Source organism: Mannheimia sp. ZY171111 (assembly GCF_017750945.1).
GTDB classification, from domain to species: Bacteria; Pseudomonadota; Gammaproteobacteria; order Enterobacterales; family Pasteurellaceae; genus Mannheimia; species Mannheimia pernigra.
In genome coordinates this window covers 563651-583811 of the sequence record NZ_CP046532.1, presented here as the reverse complement: position 1 = coordinate 583811, position 20161 = coordinate 563651, and the positions used below count along the sequence as shown (strand labels likewise).

The 20161-nt window shown below is 41.6% G+C and carries 15 protein-coding genes, 6 tRNA genes and 1 riboswitch; of the genes, 16 read left to right on the top strand and 5 right to left on the bottom strand.

Features of this window, described 5'->3' with window-relative positions:
- The first annotated feature begins 119 nt into the window (after positions 1–119).
- The 7 genes from mfd (at position 120) to GM698_RS02700 (ending at position 4523) form a co-directional block, all read left to right on the top strand.
- Complete coding sequence (gene mfd / locus GM698_RS02730) at positions 120–3566, top strand: transcription-repair coupling factor (RefSeq protein ID WP_209289627.1); 3447 nt, start codon at positions 120–122, stop codon at positions 3564–3566.
- A 345-nt stretch (positions 3567–3911) separates the two neighbouring features.
- Positions 3912–3987, top strand: a tRNA-Gly gene (locus GM698_RS02725).
- 18 nt (positions 3988–4005) lie between these two features.
- Positions 4006–4092: transfer RNA gene (locus GM698_RS02720), tRNA-Leu, on the top strand.
- A 30-nt stretch (positions 4093–4122) separates the two neighbouring features.
- A tRNA-Gly gene (locus GM698_RS02715) sits at positions 4123–4198 on the top strand.
- A gap of 18 nt (positions 4199–4216) precedes the next feature.
- Positions 4217–4303, top strand: a tRNA-Leu gene (locus GM698_RS02710).
- 38 nt (positions 4304–4341) lie between these two features.
- Positions 4342–4428: transfer RNA gene (locus tag GM698_RS02705), tRNA-Leu, on the top strand.
- 19 nt (positions 4429–4447) lie between these two features.
- Positions 4448–4523 (top strand) — tRNA-Gly (locus tag GM698_RS02700).
- 100 nt (positions 4524–4623) lie between these two features.
- On the opposite strand, the gene GM698_RS02695 is transcribed toward GM698_RS02700, so the two are convergent.
- Positions 4624–4914, bottom strand: coding sequence for a hypothetical protein (locus tag GM698_RS02695; RefSeq protein ID WP_159629163.1), 291 nt, complete (start codon positions 4912–4914; stop codon positions 4624–4626).
- Positions 4915–5094: 180 nt separating this feature from the next.
- Between GM698_RS02695 and GM698_RS02690 the strand changes: the two genes are divergently transcribed.
- From GM698_RS02690 to GM698_RS02680, 3 genes are all read left to right on the top strand, one after another.
- Positions 5095–5880 carry a GDP-L-fucose synthase gene (locus tag GM698_RS02690; protein ID WP_176807950.1) on the top strand — a complete coding sequence of 262 codons (786 nt, stop codon included), beginning with the start codon at positions 5095–5097 and terminating at the stop codon, positions 5878–5880.
- Positions 5881–5949: 69 nt separating this feature from the next.
- On the top strand, positions 5950–6810 hold the full coding sequence (locus GM698_RS02685; protein WP_159629165.1) for a metal ABC transporter permease: 861 nt from the start codon (positions 5950–5952) through the stop codon (positions 6808–6810).
- Positions 6803–7627, top strand: a complete 825-nt coding sequence (locus tag GM698_RS02680; protein ID WP_176807951.1) for a metal ABC transporter permease — start codon at positions 6803–6805, stop codon at positions 7625–7627. Before GM698_RS02685 ends, GM698_RS02680 begins: the two co-directional genes overlap by 8 nt.
- Before the next feature lie 73 nt (positions 7628–7700).
- Here GM698_RS02680 and GM698_RS02675 read toward each other — a convergent pair whose 3' ends face one another.
- The gene (locus GM698_RS02675) at positions 7701–8444 is read right to left on the bottom strand and encodes a metal ABC transporter ATP-binding protein (protein WP_176807952.1); all 744 of its coding nucleotides are present in this window, start codon (positions 8442–8444) and stop codon (positions 7701–7703) included.
- 7 nt (positions 8445–8451) lie between these two features.
- A complete protein-coding gene (locus tag GM698_RS02670; RefSeq protein ID WP_176807953.1) occupies positions 8452–9351 on the bottom strand; it encodes a metal ABC transporter substrate-binding protein in 900 nt (299 codons plus the stop codon).
- A gap of 253 nt (positions 9352–9604) precedes the next feature.
- On the opposite strand from GM698_RS02670, the gene GM698_RS02665 reads away from it, so the two are divergent.
- From GM698_RS02665 to GM698_RS02655, 3 genes are all read left to right on the top strand, one after another.
- On the top strand, positions 9605–10765 hold the full coding sequence (locus GM698_RS02665) for a bifunctional tRNA (adenosine(37)-C2)-methyltransferase TrmG/ribosomal RNA large subunit methyltransferase RlmN (protein WP_159629169.1): 1161 nt from the start codon (positions 9605–9607) through the stop codon (positions 10763–10765).
- Positions 10766–10921: 156 nt separating this feature from the next.
- On the top strand, positions 10922–11476 hold the full coding sequence (gene pilW / locus GM698_RS02660; protein WP_209289626.1) for a type IV pilus biogenesis/stability protein PilW: 555 nt from the start codon (positions 10922–10924) through the stop codon (positions 11474–11476).
- A complete protein-coding gene (locus GM698_RS02655) occupies positions 11477–13810 on the top strand; it encodes a Tex family protein (RefSeq protein WP_209289625.1) in 2334 nt (777 codons plus the stop codon). It begins immediately after the preceding gene.
- Positions 13811–13850: 40 nt separating this feature from the next.
- Here GM698_RS02655 and GM698_RS02650 read toward each other — a convergent pair whose 3' ends face one another.
- Together GM698_RS02650 and GM698_RS02645 are read right to left on the bottom strand one after the other, a co-directional pair.
- Entirely contained in the window at positions 13851–14672 is an 822-nt protein-coding gene (locus GM698_RS02650; protein WP_176812269.1) for an SDR family NAD(P)-dependent oxidoreductase, read from the bottom strand.
- Between the two features lies 1 nt (position 14673).
- Positions 14674–15237 carry a nitroreductase family protein gene (locus GM698_RS02645; RefSeq protein WP_209289624.1) on the bottom strand — a complete coding sequence of 188 codons (564 nt, stop codon included), beginning with the start codon at positions 15235–15237 and terminating at the stop codon, positions 14674–14676.
- Positions 15238–15340: 103 nt separating this feature from the next.
- Between GM698_RS02645 and sppA the strand changes: the two genes are divergently transcribed.
- The 3 genes from sppA (at position 15341) to cytX (ending at position 20128) form a co-directional block, all read left to right on the top strand.
- Positions 15341–17197, top strand: a complete 1857-nt coding sequence (sppA, locus tag GM698_RS02640) for a signal peptide peptidase SppA (protein WP_176812271.1) — start codon at positions 15341–15343, stop codon at positions 17195–17197.
- A gap of 79 nt (positions 17198–17276) precedes the next feature.
- Positions 17277–17373, top strand: a riboswitch (TPP riboswitch).
- 60 nt (positions 17374–17433) lie between these two features.
- On the top strand, positions 17434–18963 hold the full coding sequence (gene thiE / locus GM698_RS02635) for a thiamine phosphate synthase (protein WP_209289623.1): 1530 nt from the start codon (positions 17434–17436) through the stop codon (positions 18961–18963).
- Entirely contained in the window at positions 18956–20128 is a 1173-nt protein-coding gene (cytX, locus tag GM698_RS02630) for a putative hydroxymethylpyrimidine transporter CytX (RefSeq protein ID WP_209289622.1), read from the top strand. The genes thiE and cytX overlap by 8 nt, the downstream gene beginning before the upstream one ends.
- The last annotated feature ends 33 nt before the right edge of the window (positions 20129–20161 follow it).

Genomic DNA, 20161 nt, shown 5'->3' with positions numbered 1-20161 from the left:
ATTTTAAGCAATGCTATTGGGCAAGATAGAATAATTATTCAGCTTATTTTTGCACAATCAAGCTTGCTTTAGTAAACTAACGCCAATTTACAATTTTTTAGCAAAAATAGACCGCTTGTATGTCTCTAATTTCATTTTCTTTGCCAAAATCAGATGGCAATTTTCAAGATCATCAAACGCTTGGCAATTTGGTCGGGCATTCTGATACATTAGCTATTAGCCAAGCTGCTCAAGCCTTTAACGGCTTAACGGTAGTCGTGACGCCAGATACTCGCACTGCGTTGCGTTTAGAGAAGTCGTTGCCACAGTTTGCAGAATTACCTGTGCAACTTTTCCCTGATTGGGAAACGCTGCCGTACGATAATTTCTCACCGCATCAAGACATTATTTCTACTCGCTTATCAGCATTGTTTGAATTACAACAGGGTAAAAAGCAGATTTTCCTTTTGCCAATCAATACCTTAATGCAGAAGGTCTGTCCGCCGAGCTACTTAAGCAACAATGTGCTGCTAATTAAAAAAGGCGACCGCTTTTCGATTCAACATCTCCGTTTACAACTGGAAAATGCAGGTTATCGTGCGGTGGATCAAGTATTGGAATATGGTGAATATGCGGTTCGGGGTGCCATTTTAGATTTGTATCCGATGGGGGCAGACGAGCCATTTCGGCTTGATTTTTTCGATGATGAAATTGATTCAATCCGTACTTTTGATGTGGATAATCAACGCACTAAAGCAGAAATCGCCGAAATCAATTTATTACCTGCCCACGAATTCCCAACAGATAGTAATGGGATCGAGCATTTTAGAACCAAATTCCGAGAAACTTTCGGTGAAATACGCCGTGAGCCAGAGCATATCTACCAGCAGGTAAGTAAAGGTATTTTGAATGCAGGAATCGAATATTGGCAACCACTATTTTTTGCTGAAATGGCAAGCCTATTTGACTATTTTTCTAGCAATACGCTCTTGATCACTTTTGCTGATATTCAACAAAAAGCGGAGCAATTTCAACAAGATACGCAAAATCGTTATGAGAGCCGCCGTGTGGATCCAATGCGTCCGTTACTGCCACCGAGCGATCTTTGGTTTACGATTGATGAGATAAATCGTAGGTTGAAAGGATATCCACGACTTACGATAACAGCAGAAAAAATCCGTCAATCTGCAGCGAAAATGAATGCAAATGTGGCTAATTTGCCAGAGCTTGCCATTCAATCGGGAGCGAAAGAGCCGTTTGCGGCGTTCCAACAATTCCGCCAGAAATTCAACGGCAATATTCTGTTTTCGGTGGAGAGCGAGGGGCGGCGGGAAACTTTACTCGAATTGCTCGCACCGATTGGGGTGAAGCCACAACAAATTTCGCTAATTTCCAATGAAATCCCACCGCTTGCATTGATGATTTCGTCGTTGGATCAAGGATTTATGGTTGAAACAAGCGGTCAACATTTAGCAATAATTTGCGAAACGGATCTTCTTGGCGAAAAAGTCCAACAGAATCGCCGTGAGAAGAACCGCAAAACCGTTAATCCTGACACGCTGATTCGCAACTTGGCAGAACTCAAAATCGGGCAAGCAGTCGTGCATTTAGAAAACGGCGTAGGTCGCTATGGCGGTTTGACCGTGTTAGACGCTGGCGGGATGAAAGCGGAATATTTGGTATTGCATTACGCCAATGATGCCAAACTCTATGTGCCCGTTGCCTCACTGCATTTAATTAGCCGTTATATCGGCGGAACTGAGGAAACTGCTCCGTTGCACAAATTAGGCAGTGAGGCTTGGGTGAAAACTCGCCAGAAAGTGGCGGAGAAAATTCGTGATGTGGCAGCCGATCTGCTTGATATTTATGCCAAGCGTGAGAGCCAAACAGGCTTTGCTTTCCAATACGATAAAACGGAATTCGACCAGTTCAGTGCTTCTTTCCCGTATGAAGAAACGGACGATCAAAAAATGGCTATCAACGCTGTGATTAGCGATATGTGCCAAGCGAAAGCAATGGATAGGCTGGTGTGTGGTGACGTTGGTTTTGGTAAAACTGAAGTGGCGATTCGTGCTACTTTCTTGGCTGTGATGAACCATAAACAGGTTGCCATTCTTGCCCCAACCACGTTACTTGCTCAACAACATTACGAGAATTTTAAAAATCGGTTTGCTAATTATCCAGTAAATGTTGAGGTGTTGTCTCGCTTTAAGACCGCTAAAGAGCAGAAAGTGATTTTGCAAAAAGTAGCGGAAGGTAAGGTTGATATTCTAGTTGGTACACATAAGCTACTGCAAGATGATGTGGCATTTTATGATCTCGGATTGTTGGTGATTGATGAGGAGCACCGTTTCGGTGTGCGTCAAAAAGAGAAGATTAAACAGCTGAGAGCAAATGTCGATATTCTAACGCTGACCGCTACGCCAATTCCGAGAACCTTGAATATGGCGTTAAATGGAATGCGAGATCTGTCGATTATTGCCAGCCCGCCTGCTCGCAGACTTTCGATTAAGACCTTTGTTCGCCAAAACGATGAATCCATAATCCGTGAAGCAATCTTGCGGGAAATCTTACGCGGTGGGCAGGTTTATTATCTGCATAACGATGTGGCAACGATAGAGAACTGTGCAGAGAAATTATCCGAATTAGTGCCAGAGGCACGAGTGGTTATCGGGCACGGTCAAATGCGAGAAAGAGAGTTGGAGAGAGTGATGAGTGATTTTTATCATCAACGCTTTAACCTGCTTGTCTGCTCAACTATTATTGAAACAGGGATTGATGTACCAACCGCCAATACTATTATTATCGAACGGGCAGATAAATTTGGTTTGGCACAGCTTCACCAACTGCGTGGACGAGTTGGCAGATCTCATCACCAAGCCTATGCGTATATGCTCACGCCGCCGCCTAAGTTGATTACCAAAGATGCGATGCAACGTTTGGAGGCGATGAGTACTATTGATAATCTCGGTGCTGGTTTTGCGCTTGCCACCCACGATTTAGAAATCCGTGGGGCAGGTGAGTTGTTAGGTAGTGAGCAGAGTGGGCAGATTGAGAGCATTGGTTTTTCGCTCTATATGGACTTGCTCGAAAATGCAGTCAAAGCCTTGCAGGAAGGGCGTGAGCCAAGCCTAGACGAAATCACCCAAAATCAAGTGGATATTGAGTTACGCGTACCAGCGTTAATTCCTGATGATTACTTGCCAGATGTGAATATGCGACTTTCATTCTACAAGCGGATCGCAAGTTCAGAAAATCGGCAAAATCTCAACGATCTCAGAGTGGAGTTAATTGACCGCTTCGGTTTGCTGCCTGAGGCAACCAAAAACCTGTTTGCGATCACCCAGCTCAGGCTCGCCGCCCAACCTCTTGGTTTGAAGAAAATTGATGCAGGCATCAACGGTGGCTACCTTGAGTTTAAACCAACGGCACAACCCGATCCGATGAAATTTTTACAGTTAATTCAATCAGATAAGGGGTGCTATAAATTTGACGGTCCACTAAAATTTAGGTTTAGTAAATCATTAGAAGATAACGCTGAACGTTTAGCATTCGTGGCGGAACTGTTAGCAAAAGTCGCTGAGTAGCAACAAGCGGTGATTTTTCACTAAAATTTTGCAACTGTGAAAATAAAAAGTCAGTGAAAAATAATGAAGCCATAATAAGAGGTATGTTTCGCACCAAAATCTAGCCATCTCAGATCCGAAAAGTGAAAGAGAACGCCATAATGCTAAATTCAGCATCAAAGCGTGCTAGTTGGCATATTGAGAGTTGCAAGCGGTCAAATTTCGTAAAAATTTTACAAAAAAGCACTATTTTTCGCCACTTAAACCATTTTTTACAGATTTCCACTAAATTTATTTGACATTAAATCGGAAATCCATAGAATATGCACCAGTTGAGACGCTACGAAGTTCGTAGCGTTTTTAAATGCGGGAATAGCTCAGTTGGTAGAGCACGACCTTGCCAAGGTCGGGGTCGCGAGTTCGAGCCTCGTTTCCCGCTCCAATTTTTCTATATCGTGTCGCCCGAGTGGCGGAATCGGTAGACGCAAGGGATTTAAAATCCCTCGCCTTTCGGGGCGTGCCAGTTCAAGTCTGGCCTCGGGCACCATTTAGAAAATCAACAATTTAAACTAAATTTGCGGGAATAGCTCAGTTGGTAGAGCACGACCTTGCCAAGGTCGGGGTCGCGAGTTCGAGCCTCGTTTCCCGCTCCAATTTTTCTATATCGTGTCGCCCGAGTGGCGAAATCGGTAGACGCAAGGGATTTAAAATCCCTCGCCTTTCGGGGCGTGCCAGTTCAAGTCTGGCCTCGGGCACCATTTAGAAAAACAAAATTAAAAAATAACTTATTATCGGAGCCCGAGTGGCGGAATCGGTAGACGCAAGGGATTTAAAATCCCTCGCCTTTCGGGGCGTGCCAGTTCAAGTCTGGCCTCGGGCACCATTTCGATAATAGTCAATATGCGGGAATAGCTCAGTTGGTAGAGCACGACCTTGCCAAGGTCGGGGTCGCGAGTTCGAGCCTCGTTTCCCGCTCCAATCCTAAAAAGAACAGATAGCGCCGTGAGGTGCTTTTTTTGTAGCTCAATTTTATTGAGAAATAAAAAACCATGCCGTAGCATGGATTTGATTTGAAATATTATTTCTTCTGAGCTTTTAATGCTTCAATAACTTGTTTTTGTTGCCCTGCAGCAGCTTTACAGCCTGCAAGTGCAGATTGTTTGTCTGCATCGCTCATCGTTTTCCAAGCATCTTCAGATACTTTTAACATATCTTCTTTAGTCATACCTAATTGTGCTTTGATTTCTGGCTGTAGTTCAGCTGCTTCAAAAGTTAAGTCAATTAATTCTTTACATTCAGCAGGATATTCACTTGCTTGTGCTGATAATGCAAAACCAGAGATAAAGAGTGCGAGTGTTAATTTTTTCATAAAATCCTCATATTAATTTGTAAAATTAAGCAAAATAGCCGATGATTGGCTGATAGCTTATGAAGTAACGCTATTTCTAAGTTACGGAAGCATTATACATGATTGTTTTTTTTTTTGAGCAATTTTGTGTTTGCTAATTAACTGGTATTACCTGTTTGGATTTTAAATAAATACGTAAAAATGAAAAAACTGACAATTATTGGTTTAGGCTGGCTTGGGTTGCCATTAGCAGAACAGATGAAAAAAGAGGGCTGGCACGTGGTTGGCTCGAAAAGAGTCGTGTCTGATATGCTAATTGAATGTTATCCGCTTGATTTGAATAATCTGATCATTGGTAATGACCTTGAGCCTTTGTTAGCGACTGAGGCTATGTTAATTGCGTTACCTCCTTCAAAAATAGCACATGAAAATTATCTTTCAGGGATTCAAAAATTAGTTTCGGTTGCAATAGAAAATGGTTTAAAGCATATCCTTTTTACCAGCTCAACCTCTGTGTTGCCAATGGAGTCGGGCATTTTTGATGAAAACTCAGAAATTGCTCTAAGTTCTCTTTTAGCTAGAGTGGAAAAGTGGTTGCTCAGTTTGCCGATTCATTGCGATATTTTGAGGCTAGCAGGGCTTGTTGGTAAGACGCGACATCCTGTTTTTTATTTAGCGGGCAAACAAAATTTAAGTGGTGCGGAACAGCCAGTGAATTTAGTGCATTTGGACGATTGCATTGCGGCTATTTCTTTGCTTTTGGCAAAGCCAAATGGTAAACGTCTTTTTCATCTGTGTGCTGAGCAGCATCCAACTCGTCAGGCGTATTATAGCGAAATGGCGAAGCGTTTTGATTTGGGTGATTTGCAATTTTCTCAAGAAAATCGACCGCTTGTAAGAATTGTTAAGGCAGAAAAGATTTGTGCGGAGTTAGGGTTTGTTTATCGTTATCCGAATCCTTACGATTTTAAGCTGGATATTGAGTAAAACTCATACATAAAAAGTGGTTTATGTGTTAGGATATGCGAACTATTATCAACAACTTTTTAGGATGTTATGCTTGATGTTTTATTAGAACCTTTTGCCTACAATTATATGCAAAAAGCGATTTTTGTTAGTGTGGGTGTCGGACTTGTGTGTGCGTTTCTCTCCGCCTTTTTAATGTTAAAAGGCTGGTCTTTGATTGGTGATGCCTTATCTCACGCTGTAGTGCCAGGTGTTGCGATTGCTTATGCACTGAAATTACCTTATGCCGTTGGCGCGTTTTTTTCAGGGATTTTGGCTGCATTATCCATTCTTTGGGTAAAAAGCCTCACGAAAATTAAAGAAGATGCGGTTATCGGGTTTATTTTTACTACTTTTTTTGCATTAGGGATGTTTATTGTCTCGCTTAACCCAACTTCGGTTGATGTGAATTCAATTGTAATGGGGAATATTTTGGGCATTGCGGATGAGGATTTATGGCAAGTTGTATTCATTATTGCATTATCCCTGCTTGGTCTGGTGCTGTTTTGGAAAGATTTATTATTGGTCTTTTTTGATGAGCATCACGCACTTTCGGTAGGGCTTTCTCCGCTTCGCTATAAAGTGATTTTCTTTACATTATTAAGTGCTTGCGTTGTGGTTGCTCTGCAAACCGTTGGGGCAATTTTAGTGATTGCTATGGTAGTTACGCCAGGGGCGACAGCGTATTTATTAACGGATCGCTTTCCAAGATTGATGATGATTTCAATGCTAATCGGTTCACTTACTTCAGGTTTTGGTGCTTATTTAAGTTATTTTTTAGATGGTGCAACAGGAGCGGTGATTGTTTGTTTGCAAACGTTGATTTTCCTAGTGGCATTTTGCTTTGCTCCGAAATATGGCTTAATCACACAAAAGCGTAAATTATTAAATGTAGAGGTAAAAAATGCTTAATTGGATTTTAGAACCTTTGCAATTTGAGTTTATGCAAACTGCGTTAATTACTGCGATTTTAGTGGCGAGTGTGAGTGCGGTACTTTCTTGTTATTTAGTGCTCAAAGGTTGGTCGTTAATGGGCGATGCAATCTCTCACGCGGTGCTTCCTGGTGTTGTGATTGCCTCACTTGTAGGGTTGCCGCTATCTATCGGCGCTTTTTCTTCAGGTTTATTTTGTGCATTATCGGTTGGTTATTTAAAGGAAAATAGCCGTTTAAAAGAAGATACGGTAATGGGCATTGTTTTCTCAGGAATGTTTGCCGTTGGGATTATTTTATTTACTGGATTCAACACTGGTGAGCATTTAACCCATATCTTATTTGGAAATTTATTAGGGGTAACCACAAGCGATTTAATCCAAACTTTCGTGATTACATTGCTCACTTTCAGTGTGATGCTAATTAAACGCAAAGACTTCTTACTCTATTGCTTTGATATGAATCAGGCAAAAGTGGTTGGTTTACCAGTGAAATTATTACATTATGGATTATTATCGCTACTTGCTTTAACCATTATCAGTGCGATGCAAGTAGTTGGGGTAATTTTAGTGGTTGCTATGCTTATCACGCCAGGAATTACGGCGTATTTGCTGACAAAGCGGTTTGATAAAATGCTGATGATTGCATTATTGATTTCGGTTGGTTCATCGGTATTTGGCACGTTGCTAAGCTATCATATTGATGCTGCCACAGGCCCAACAATTATTTTAGTGCAAGCGATTATTTTTTTATTAAGTTTTGCTCTCTACTCTCGATCTTCCCGAGTTGTTGGCTAAGTCAAGTTAATGTAACGTATAAAAAAATAGGGAGTGCATTGTTATCTGCCTCCCTATTTTTTATTTATCTGTGTTATTTTTGATAATGCAATAAACCGCCAAATACTTTTTCCAAATTGTGATTGTTAAATGTTTCTTCAATTTGACCGCTTGCAAGTAGCGTGCGGTTAATCATTAACACCTGATCGCAAAAGCTCGGTACGCTTGCAAGATTATGGGTGGAGACCAAAATCAAGTGCCCTTCACTTTTTAGTTGTTTAAGAAGTTCAACAATCGCATTTTCAGTTTTTACATCAACGCCCGTAAAGGGTTCGTCTAACAAAATGATTTTACTTTCTTGAGCTAGGGCCCGAGCGAGAAATACACGCTTTTTCTGCCCACCAGAAAGTTCGCCAATTTGTCGTGCTTTAAGATGTAAAACGCCGACGCGCTCCATTGCGTGTTCTGCTTTTTGTTTATCAATTTCACGAGGAATACGCAAAAAATTCATATAGCCGTATCGCCCCATCATCACGACATCATAAACAGAAACAGGAAATTGCCAATCAACCTCTTCGCTTTGTGGCACATAAGAGACTAAATTTCGCTTTAAGGCTTTGGAAATAGGTAATTGACCAAGTTTAATGGAGCCTGTAAGCGGTTTTACTAGCCCCATTAAACTCTTAAAAAGAGTGGATTTACCCCCTCCATTTACACCGATTAATGCACAAATAGTACCATCTTCAAGATGGAATGAAACATTGTGCAAAGCAATATGCCCGTTGTTGTAGCGGACAGATAAATTTTCGACGGAAATGGAGGTTGAATGTGTTGTCATTTTAACTCTAGTTATTTTTACTGCGTTCAAAACCTTCAACAATCGTACTGATGGTCACATTCAGCAAATCTAAGTAGGTTGGTACAGGGCCGTCTTTTTCTGAAAGCGAATCCACATAAATTACGCCACCATATAATGCGCCAGTTTCTTTTGCCACTTGTTTAGCGGGTTTATCTGAAACAGTACTTTCACTAAAGACAACAGGAATTTTATTTGCTTTTACGCCATCAATGACTTTTTTAACTTGTTTTGGTGAGCCTTGCTCTTCGGCGTTGATTGCCCATAAATAAAGCTCTTTTAAGTTATAGTCTTTGGCAAGATAGCTAAATGCCCCTTCGCTAGTCACTAACCAGCGTTGTTGCTCGGGAATAAATGCCAAACGCTGGCGAAGTGGTTCGGCGATGCCTTTTACTTTTTGAGCATAAGCTGCTGCATTCGCATTGTAAGTTTCGGCATTTTTAGGGTCGTATTTTACTAAAGCTGCACGAATGTTTTCAATGTAAATAAGCGCATTGTCAGTAGACATCCAAGCGTGTGGATTTGGTAAGTTTTTGTATTCGCCCTCTGTAATTGGCATTGGAACGATACCTTCTGTGACTACAACAGCTGGCTTACCTTTCACATTTTCAAAAAAACGCTCGAACCAACGCTCAAGGTTCATTCCGTTCCATAAGACTAAGTCCGCTTTTTGGGCTTTTACAATATCTTTAGGTGTGGGTTGATAATCGTGAATTTCCGCTCCAGGTTTGGTAATGGATTCTACCACTGCTTTGTCGCCCGCAACATTTTGGGCAATATCTTGAATTACGGTAAATGTAGTCACAACTTTGAATGGTTCAGCCATTGCAATGGCTGAGCTAAATCCTAAAGTTAATACGAGAGCTTTTTTGATTTTTGATAATTTCATCTTCAGCCTCCTTATTTTGTTGAGAATGATTATTATCGTGGCATATTCTATAGATCATTGGCTTGAATGTAAATAGGCTTGTTTTTTATAAGGTTATATTTTTCCTGTTTAACAAGCGTATATTCGCTGTTGCGTTAAGAAAAAATAACTAGCCTAAATTGGCAAGAATCAGTAGAATTAACACCCTTTGAAATTATTCTCGCAAAACTAACCTTTTGCCACAAACCGTGTAATAACGAGGCTTTCAAACTTTATGTCAGAACAAATCACTAATCCTGATTGTGGCTCAGTAGAGCAACCAAAAGAGAAAATTAATTTATTAGATTTAAATCGCCAAGAAATGCGCGAGCTGTTTGCTGAAATGGGTGAAAAGCCGTTTCGGGCCGATCAGCTGATGAAATGGATTTATCATTTTGGCGAAGAAAATTTCGACAATATGAGTAATATCAATAAAGTATTACGTGAAAAGTTAAAATGTATTGCTGAAATTAAAGCACCAGAGGTGGCGGTAGAACAACGCTCGGCAGACGGAACAATTAAATGGGCAATGCAAGTGGGGGAGCAGCAAATCGAAACTGTTTATATCCCAGAAGATGATCGTGCAACCCTTTGTGTTTCTTCACAAGTGGGCTGTGCATTGGCTTGTACTTTCTGCTCAACTGCTCAGCAAGGTTTTAACCGCAACTTAACTGTCTCAGAAATTATTGGGCAGGTATGGCGTGCTTCTAAAATCATCGGCAATTTTGGTGTGACGGGTGTTCGCCCTATTACTAATGTCGTAATGATGGGTATGGGTGAGCCATTATTGAATATGAATAATGTGATTCCAGCAATGGAAATTATGTTAGATGATTTCGCTTACGGTCTATCAAAACGCCGTGTAACGCTTTCAACTTCAGGGGTTGTGCCAGCATTAGATAAAATGCGTGAGCAAATAGATGTGGCGTTAGCGATTTCACTCCACGCACCAAACGATGAATTGCGTGATGTTTTAGTACCAATTAATAAAAAATATAACATCAAAATGTTGATGGAGTCAGTGAACAAATACCTTGAGGTATCAAATGCTAACCACGGTAAAGTCACTATTGAGTATGTAATGTTAGATCATATCAACGACAGCACCGACCATGCTCATCAGCTTGCGGAGGTGTTAAAAAATACGCCGTGTAAAATTAACTTGATTCCTTGGAATCCATTTCCAGAAGCGCCGTACGGCAAGAGTTCAAACTCTCGTGTAGATCGCTTCCAAAAAACATTGATGGAATACGGCTTTACTGTCACTGTGCGTAAAACTCGAGGCGATGATATTGATGCGGCTTGTGGACAGCTGGCTGGTGATGTGATTGACCGCACCAAACGCACCCTTGAAAAACGTAAATTTGGACAAGGAATTGAGGTCAGAACGCAATAAATTTGCATTTAAAATGAAAGGCAGGTTTTCCTGCCTTCGTTCTTTTTGTGATCTGCGTCGAAAAAGTCATATAAAAAATTTCCTTTCTTGAAGAAAATCGCTAGTCTTAGCTTTTGTGGAACAGTAAAATTAACCCCTTTGTTGTAGGAGAACACTATGTTTGCAAAATTTTTCTCAAAAATAACCGCTTGTATAATACTATTTTTATTAGCAGCTTGTTCTTCTCGCTTTCATCCTTCCTCTGACGCAGAATTTAATCGATCGGAAGCGGTGAAAGCTCGCATTAATCTTGCTTTGGCTTATTTAGAGCAGAGCAATTTCCCCAAAGCGAAACAAAATATTGATAAAGCCCTGATTCACGATGAAAAGGATTATCTACCTTATTCGGTATTGGCGTACTATTATCAAAAAACAGGGGATACTGAAAATGCTGAAAAATCCTATCAAACTGCCCTAAATTTAAGTAAAAATCGACCTGATGTTTTAAATAATTACGGTACTTTTTTATGTAAGCAAGGTCAATTTCAGCAAGCTTATCATCAATTTGAACAAGCAGTTGAAAGCGAAGCACCTTATTATCATCAGGCAGATACTTTAGAAAACATCATTTTATGTGCGAAAAAAGAGCCGAATCTGAATAAAATAACGGAAACCTTAACTAAGCTCGAAAAATTAGACAAACAACGAGCAATTTTATTGAAAGGAAAGTAAATGACCGAAATAACCAATGAGCTAAATACTCAAATTAGCCATATTATTGCTAATGAGCTGAATGTTGGATCTCATCAAATTTTAGCCGCCATTCGTCTATTAGATGAAGGGAATACCATTCCATTTATTGCCCGCTATCGTAAAGAGGTCACTGGTGGTTTAGACGACACCCAGCTTCGCCATTTTGAAACTCGCTTAATTTATTTGCGTGAAATGGACGACCGCCGTCAAACCATTCTGAAATCCATTGACGAGCAAGGTAAACTCACTGATGCGTTGCGTGACAAAATCCTGCATTGTGAAAGCAAAACGGAGCTAGAAGATCTCTATTTGCCTTACAAACCAAAACGCCGTACTCGTGGGCAGATTGCAATTGAAGCGGGGCTCGAGCCATTGGCAGAAACCTTATGGAACGATCCGAAACAAGATCCTGAAACCTTAGCGGTAAACTTTGTGGATGCTGAAAAAGGCGTAGCTGATACGAAAGCAGCGTTAGATGGGGCGAGATATATTTTAATGGAACGTTTTGCAGAAGATGCTGAGCTACTTGCAAAACTCCGCCAATATTTGACCGCTTACGCTACGCTTGAATCTAAATTGATTGAGGGGAAAGCGCAAGAGGGCGAGAAATTCCGTGACTATTTCGCCCATAGTGAGCCGTTTAAAACGGTACCCTCTCACCGAGCGTTAGCGATGTTCCGTGGGAGAAATGAAGGCATTTTATCGCTAACGTTAAATGCGGATCCTGACGCTGAAGAGGGGAGCAAAACCAGCCATTGTGAAACAATTATCCGTGAACATTTAGGCGTTATTTTCAATAATCAACCTGCTGACAAATGGCGTGAGCAGGTGATTGCGTGGACGTGGAAAATCAAAGCCGCTCTGCATTTAGAAACTGAACTGATGGGCAGTTTGCGTGAAAAAGCTGAAGACGAAGCGATTGATGTCTTTGCTCGCAATCTTTCTGCTCTGCTGATGGCAGCACCAGCTGGGGCAAGAAATACAATGGGGCTAGACCCAGGTTTGCGTACGGGAGTGAAAGTGGCCGTTGTGGATAATACGGGTAAATTATTAGATACTGCAACCGTTTATCCACACACTGGGCGAGAGGCAGAAGCTCAAATGGCAATTTTCACGCTCATTAACAAGCACAATGTGGAATTAATTGCGATTGGTAATGGTACGGCTTCCCGAGAAACCGAGCGTTTCGCCAAAGAGGTGATTAAGGAAATTAAAGAAAACAAACCACAAACTGTGGTGGTGAGTGAGGCAGGTGCTTCCGTTTATTCTGCTTCTGAATTTGCAGCAAATGAGTTTCCGAACCTCGATGTTTCTTTGCGAGGTGCGGTATCGATTGCTCGCCGTTTGCAAGATCCATTGGCTGAATTGGTAAAAATTGAGCCGAAAGCAATTGGCGTTGGGCAGTATCAGCACGATGTGAACCAATCCCAGCTGGCTCGTAAATTAGATGCTGTGGTGGAAGATTGTGTCAATGCGGTAGGCGTAGATCTCAATACCGCTTCCGCTCCGCTATTAGCCCGTGTAGCTGGAATGACAAAAACGCTGGCTCAAAATATTGTGGCGTTCCGTGATGAAAACGGACGTTTCAATAGCCGTTCTGAGTTGAAAAAAGTCCCTCGTTTAGGGCCTAAAGCCTTTGAGCAGTGTGCTGGTTTTATGCGAATTATTGGTGGAAAAAATGCGTTAGATGCCTCAAGCGTTCATCCAGAGGCTTACCCAATTGTGGAAAAAATCTTACAGGCGACTACGTCCACCTTGGCAGAATTAATGGGTAACGGCTCGAAAATCCACTCGCTGAATGCGAAAGATTTTGTAGATGAACAGTTTGGCTTGCCAACCGTGAACGATATTTTCAAAGAGCTGGAAAAACCAGGGCGTGACCCTCGTGGAGAGTTTAAAACCGCTGTGTTTATGGACGGTGTGGAAGACATTTCCGACCTAAAAGCAGGAATGATTTTAGAAGGCACAGTAACTAACGTGGCAAACTTCGGTGCCTTTGTGGATATTGGTGTCCACCAAGATGGTTTGGTGCATATTTCAATGCTCTCCAACTCGTTTGTGGAAGATCCGCACTCGGTGGTGAAGGCAGGCGATGTGGTGAAAGTTAAAGTGATAGAGGTTGATGTGGCTCGAAAACGTATTGCACTTACAATGCGTTTAGATGATAAACCAACCAGATCAGAACCTACAAGCGGTCGAAATTCCCCCGAAATTGGCAAAAAAACGCAAAAAAATGACCGCTTGCAAAATGATAGCCGCAGTTCTTTTGGCAACAATGCCTTTGCCGATGCGTTGAAAGGCTGGAAGAAGTAAGGAAATTGATTAGGCTGAAATGCTATTGGGCGATGATAAGTTATCCCCCAAACTTCCGATTCATATAATCAAAAGCCGCTGTGGGTAAAATTCGTCGTAACCACCAGAAAAGCTTGGTGGGAAAGGTGATTTGATAGCGTGCTTTTGGTTTTTTAGCATTTAAGGCTTTTAAGCAAGCCTCGGCACAGGCAGAGGCTGGTAGCGTGAATGGATTCGCATTGCCTTTTGTGGTTAAGCGTTGGTATTGAGTTTGGTTTAGCGTTTTGTGATAGGAATTTTCCACATCAATATATTGTTTGAGCTTTTCCACCGAATTTGGGCGGAAATTGCTTTGAATCGGGCCAGGTTCGATTAGCGACACATAAATATTTGAGCCGTGTAGTTCACATCTGAGCGTATCCGCTAGCCCCTCCAAGGCGAATTTTGTGGCGTTGTAAGCTCCACGATAGTGCATTGCGGCAAAGCCTAAAATGCTGCTGTTGATTAAAATTCTGCCGTGGTTTTGTAAGCGGAAAATTTTCATCGCCTGATTAATTATTTCCCACGTTCCGAATACGTTCGTTTCAAAAATTTCACGCAACGCCTCTCGTGGCACATCTTCTGCACAGCCAGGCTGACCATAGCCAGCATTGCAAAAAATGGCATCTAATTGACCGCTTGCACGCACATAATCAAAAGCATTTTGGATATGCGCTGAATTGGTTACATCAAGCAAAAGGCAATCGAAGCCTTCTGCTTGTAAGCGAGCCACATCTTCAGGCTTGCGACAACTGGCAATCACTCGCCAGCCTAATTTTTTGAGGTGCTGTGCTGTAGCATATCCAATACCAGAAGAGCATCCTGTGATTAAAATTGTTTTCATCTTATTTAATATAGCTTACAAAACCATCTAAATTATCACTTTCTGGTGCCAGAGAAATCTGCCCATCTTCTTCAGGTGAGCCAATCATAATTAAGGCAATGACTTTGTCTTGTTCTTGGCAGCCAAAAGCAGAGCGAAGAGCCGATCCGTTTACCCATTTGTTCGTAATCCAAACGGTATCAAAGCCTAATGAATTTGCTGCCAATTGAATGGCATAACCGCTACATCCTGCAGTTATCATTTGCTCCCAAGCTGGGACTTTGGCAATGTTATGATCCAGTTTTGCGATCACGCCAATTATTACAGGGGCTTGATTAGACAATTTTTCTGCTTTTTTTAGGCGATCTTCGCCCATTTCAAATTCTGCTACGGCATCTTTGAAAAGCTCACAGAGTTGAGGCATACCGCTTTTTTCTATGACTACAAAATGATAAGGCTTTAAATGACCGTGATCGGGGACTCGTAGCCCAGCTTTTAAAATTTGCTTGAGTTGCTCTGGTGTTGGCGCTGTATTGCCAAATTTTTTACTAGAGCGACGACGATGTAATAAATCTAAGATTTGCATAAAGATCACCTTTTATGAACTTCTTTTGCTCAAGAATAGCATATTTTATTCATTCCGTGATTGCTTTATACTGTGCAGACTGTTTTATTTTTAGGAATTTCCGATGTTAAATGTTCTAAAAGCGATTTATCGAATGTTTCTCTGCGTTAGAGAGTGTGTTATTAATCTCTTTTTTATCTTATTTATTCTATTATTAATCCCAATCGTAGGCTTTATGGCCTCTTCTCAAAATATACAGAAGCCGGTTTTTACTCAAGGGGCATTACGTTTAAATTTAGATGGCTACTTGGCGGATAATCGTGAAGAATTTGCCGATTTTTACCGCTTGATCCGCTATGAATTAGGTGGAACAGAATCTGTTAAAATTTCAACCTTTGATGTGGTTCAAGCGATTAGAAAAGCAAAAAATGATCCGCAAATTACAGGCTTGGTATTAGATTTACACAATTTGAGAAATGCTGATTTTTCTTCTTTGGATTTTATCGGTAATGAGATTAATGCTTTCAAAGAATCGGGTAAGCCAGTGATTGCAATTGGCGAGCAGTATTCACAAAAGCAATATTATTTAGCTACTTTTGCTGATGAGATTTATTTAAACAAGGTTGGGGCTGTTGCATTACAAGGTTTGAGTTACTCCAATACTTACTTCAAAGCCTTGTTAGACAAGATTGAAGCTGAGCCGCATATTTTCCGTGTTGGCACTTATAAATCAGCGGTTGAGCCTTTTATTCGTGATGATATGTCTGAAGAAGCGAAGCAAAATGCACGTGGCTGGTTAAATGGCACTTGGCAGCAAATGGTAGATATGATCGCTCAAAATCGAAAAGTGGAGTCACAAGAAATTAATTTATCGCCTGACACTTATATTGAAAAATATAAGGCAGCGAAAGGTGATGATGCACAGTTTGCTTTACAGCAAAAATGGGTAACGCACTTAGTGTCTAATCAAGAGCGTAAATCAAAATTGATTGAACATTTTGGAGAAAATAATGAAGGGGATTATAACCACATTGAATTTCTGGATTACTTCCTTGAGCTGAACGACCGATTTGAAGAGATAAACGTGCCTAAAATTGCGGTAGTGAATGTTGAAGGCTCAATTATGACGGGTGAGAGCGATCAAATGAGCGTAGGCAGTGAAACTATCGTTAAATTACTGCAAGACGCTAGAGCAGATAAAAACGTAGAGGGCTTGATTTTGCGTATAAATAGCCCAGGTGGTAGTGCAGTGGCATCGGAACTTATTCGTCAAGAGGTTGAGGAATTCCAAAAAGCAGGAAAACCCGTTGTAGCTTCAATGGGCGGAGTTGCGGCTTCAGGTGGTTATTGGATTGCTGCAACCAGCGATAAAATTATCGCCAGCCCGAATACAATTACAGGCTCAATTGGTATTTTTGGTTTAGCTGTAACTTTTGAGAAAACGGCTAAAAAATTAGGTGTAAATGAAGATGGCATTGCAACGTCACCACTGGCAGAGCCAATCGGCTTAAAACGTTTACCGAAAGCACAAGGCGAAGTGCTGCAAATAGCCATTGAAAACGGCTACGACCGCTTTTTAGAACTTGTTTCTCGTGGCAGAAAAATGTCAAAAGAAGCGGTGGATAAAGTTGCTCAAGGGCAAGTTTGGTTAGGCGTTGATGCAAAAAAATACGGCTTAGTTGATGAATTAGGCAATTTTAATGTTGCTTTTGATACATTATCCGAGTTAATCAACCAAAAACGTGAAGCGCAAAGCAAAGCGAAAGTTGAGCAATTTGGCGTGCAATGGTTTGCAGAGCAAGATGAAAGTTTGTTTGGTACTTTAGCAAGAGATTTTAAAACGCAGTTACAAGTTAGCCTAACCAGCTGGCTCGATGTGCCGGTGCTGAAACAATCACAACACCAAGTCGAGATGCTTTCACGCTTTAATGATCCAACACAGATGTATCTCTATTGTTTAAATTGCGGGAAGATAAATTAACTGCTAATTACAAGCGGTACATTTTCCAGATAATTTTGCAAATTTTTTGTGGAAAATCACCGCTTGTAAGCTATACTAAAAACTCTTGTCGGAGTGCCGTAAGGCTGAGATCGCAAAAGCGAGATCCGTGGAACCTGTAGGTTAGAACCTGCGTAGGGAACAAGTTTCAACATCAATTTTTTGCCTATTGCCACATCTCTGACAAGCAAACCCTAACGTTAAAAGAGGATTTTGCGATGTCTATTTCTAATCATTCCCATCAACAATCAAAGGTTATCTGGACGGTTGCAGGCTCAGACAGCTGTGCTGGGGCTGGGCTTCAGACTGATTTACACACTTTTCACGATTTCAATTTAGTCGGCTGTTCGGTGGTGACCTCTGTGACCGCTCAGCATCCACACGGTGTGCTTTGTGTGACGCCAGTTGATGATTATACTTTTCGCCAGCAGTTTGAGGCGTTGCTCATTCAAGGCTATCCAAATGCGATTAAAATTGGCTTGCTTTGCTCACAATCTCAAGTAGAGATTTTGTGTGAGTATATTCAAAAAATTAGGAAAGAAAGTGAAAGTTATTGCTTTATAGTTTATGATCCTGTAGCAGTGGCCAGCAGTGGACAAGCTTTGTCGGAAAGCCTTTTACTGCCCGTGGTGCAACAACAACTTTATCCATTGGTCGATTTAATTACTCCAAACGGTACGGAGTTATCTTTACTCAGCGAAACGGAAATTACTACTTTTGAGGATGTAAAAACTGCTGCTCAAACCCTCTTCCAACAAGGCATAAAAGCAGTGTTGGCAAAAGGTGGGCACTTTGAATGGCAGAACGAGAAAGTGAGCGATTATCTGCTCACACCAAAGGAAATTTATGTATTTCATCACCCTCGTTTAGAAAGTGTAAACAATCACGGAACAGGTTGCACTTTTGCTTCAGCGATTGGTGCGATGCTAGCAAAAGGCTTTGATTTGCCTGATTCCATCACCGTTGCCACCGCTTATCTGCAAAAAGGTTTATCAGAAAAAGAAGGCAAAGGGCAAACGGCATTAAGTTCACTATGCCACACGGGCTATCCAACCGATGTTCATTTCTTCCCAGAAACTGAACTGCTTTATGCCCCGTTAGCATTGCCAAAAAATGGGTTTGCCCCGACGGATTATCAGCTTGGGCTTTATCCTGTTGTTGAGAGCTTTGAGTGGATTGAACGCTTGATTTTAGAGGGGGTAAAAACTTTACAAATTCGAGTGAAAAATCAACCGCTTGCAGACGTTGAAAAGGAGATTGCTCGCTCTGTCGCACTTGCCACACAACATAATGTGCGGCTGTTTGTGAATGATTACTGGCAGCTTGCGGTGAAATATCAGGCTTATGGCGTGCATTTGGGGCAGGAAGATTTGGCCGTTGCAGACCTTGATGCAATTCAACAAGCTGGGTTGCGACTTGGCGTTTCCACCCACGGCTATTTTGAAATTATGCGAGCCTTAGCAGTGAGGCCTTCTTATATCGCTTTTGGGCACGTTTTCCCAACCCAAACTAAAGCGATGTATTCACAACCACAGGGCTTGAAAAACTTGGTGAATTATGTCGATTTGGTTGCTCCACTTCGGATGCCAACGGTAGCGATTGGTGGTATTACTGAAAAAAATATCAAACAGGTGATGAGCTGTGGTGTTGGCAGTGCGGCGGTGGTGAGTGCGATTACCAAGGCGGAAGCGTGGCAACAAGCGGTCAAAAATCTAGAAAAATTTGCAAATGGAGGTGTCAATGAGTAGAACTCTTAGCTCGCTTAACAGCGGATTAATTTGGGCTGGGGCAGGCATTAGTGCCAGTGCAATTGTGGTTGGCACTTGGATTGCACCGCTCGGCTGGCGGCAAGGCTTGCTAGCAATTATACTTGGGCATTTGCTAGGCGGTATTTTATTTTTTGCGGCTGGCTTTATCGGGGCGAAAACGGGAAAAAATGCGATGCAAACGGTACAAATTTCCTTTGGTAAAGGCTCAGTGTTTTTCTCGCTTGCCAATGTGTTGCAACTTGTTGGCTGGACGGCAATTATGATTTACACAGGAGCTGAAATCAGCAATGCGTTAAGTTTGGCGTTATGGGGATTTTCCGCTTTTAGCCTTTGGGCTGTCTTGCTTGGTGTGCTGATTATTTTATGGTTATTCACAGGCTCAAATCAGCTGGGAAAATCTAAACTCGCCACACTCATCGCAATGTTTGGATTGACGTTATGGCTAAGCGTGAAAGTACTAAATGGGCAACCCAATTCCACTATTTCGGGCGAAATGCCATTTAGCACAGCAGTTGAACTTGCTACTATTATGCCGCTTTCTTGGTTGCCACTGGTTTCTGACTATACCAGCAAGGCGAAAAAGCCATTTGCCGCTACCTTTTTCGCAAGCGTAGGCTATTTGCTGACCAGTGGGTGGATGTACGCTCTTGGTTTGGGAATGGTGCTGTTTACTGGGCAAAGCGAAATTGCGCCAATGCTTTTGCTGACAGGAATGAGCTTGGTAGGTATTGTGGTGATGATTTTATCTACCGTAACGACTACTTTTCTTGATGCCTACTCCGCAGGGGTGAGTGCTAGCAATATCAGTGCGAAGCTGAAAGAAACGCCGACAGCCATTGCAGTGACGCTCATTGGCACGTTGTTAGCCTTGAGTTTACCCGTTACGCAATATGAGAATTTTCTGCTTCTGATTGGCTCTGTTTTTGCTCCAATGATTGCCGTGCAAATGGCGGATTTCTTCGTACTAAAACGTACCGAATTACAGGCAAAAATGGATTGGCTTGCTTGTGGATTATGGTTTACAGGCTTTTTGCTCTATCACATTCTCTCTTACAATCACGTACATTTGCCGCTTGGCTTAACAATTCCTGTGATGTTAGTGATTTTTATGGCAACCATTATTGTACGAAAGCGAATAAAATAGCGATACAAGCGGTTAAATTTAGCTAAATTTTTG

Coding starts and splice junctions, on each gene's coding strand:
- mfd (WP_209289627.1), top strand. CDS start 120: ATGTCTCTAATTTCATTTTCTTTGCCAAAATCAGATGGCAATTTTCAA.
- GM698_RS02695 (WP_159629163.1), bottom strand. CDS start 4,914: ATGAAAAAATTAACACTCGCACTCTTTATCTCTGGTTTTGCATTATCA.
- GM698_RS02690 (WP_176807950.1), top strand. CDS start 5,095: ATGAAAAAACTGACAATTATTGGTTTAGGCTGGCTTGGGTTGCCATTA.
- GM698_RS02685 (WP_159629165.1), top strand. CDS start 5,950: ATGCTTGATGTTTTATTAGAACCTTTTGCCTACAATTATATGCAAAAA.
- GM698_RS02680 (WP_176807951.1), top strand. CDS start 6,803: ATGCTTAATTGGATTTTAGAACCTTTGCAATTTGAGTTTATGCAAACT.
- GM698_RS02675 (WP_176807952.1), bottom strand. CDS start 8,444: ATGACAACACATTCAACCTCCATTTCCGTCGAAAATTTATCTGTCCGC.
- GM698_RS02670 (WP_176807953.1), bottom strand. CDS start 9,351: ATGAAATTATCAAAAATCAAAAAAGCTCTCGTATTAACTTTAGGATTT.
- GM698_RS02665 (WP_159629169.1), top strand. CDS start 9,605: ATGTCAGAACAAATCACTAATCCTGATTGTGGCTCAGTAGAGCAACCA.
- pilW (WP_209289626.1), top strand. CDS start 10,922: ATGTTTGCAAAATTTTTCTCAAAAATAACCGCTTGTATAATACTATTT.
- GM698_RS02655 (WP_209289625.1), top strand. CDS start 11,477: ATGACCGAAATAACCAATGAGCTAAATACTCAAATTAGCCATATTATT.
- GM698_RS02650 (WP_176812269.1), bottom strand. CDS start 14,672: ATGAAAACAATTTTAATCACAGGATGCTCTTCTGGTATTGGATATGCT.
- GM698_RS02645 (WP_209289624.1), bottom strand. CDS start 15,237: ATGCAAATCTTAGATTTATTACATCGTCGTCGCTCTAGTAAAAAATTT.
- sppA (WP_176812271.1), top strand. CDS start 15,341: ATGTTAAATGTTCTAAAAGCGATTTATCGAATGTTTCTCTGCGTTAGA.
- thiE (WP_209289623.1), top strand. CDS start 17,434: ATGTCTATTTCTAATCATTCCCATCAACAATCAAAGGTTATCTGGACG.
- cytX (WP_209289622.1), top strand. CDS start 18,956: ATGAGTAGAACTCTTAGCTCGCTTAACAGCGGATTAATTTGGGCTGGG.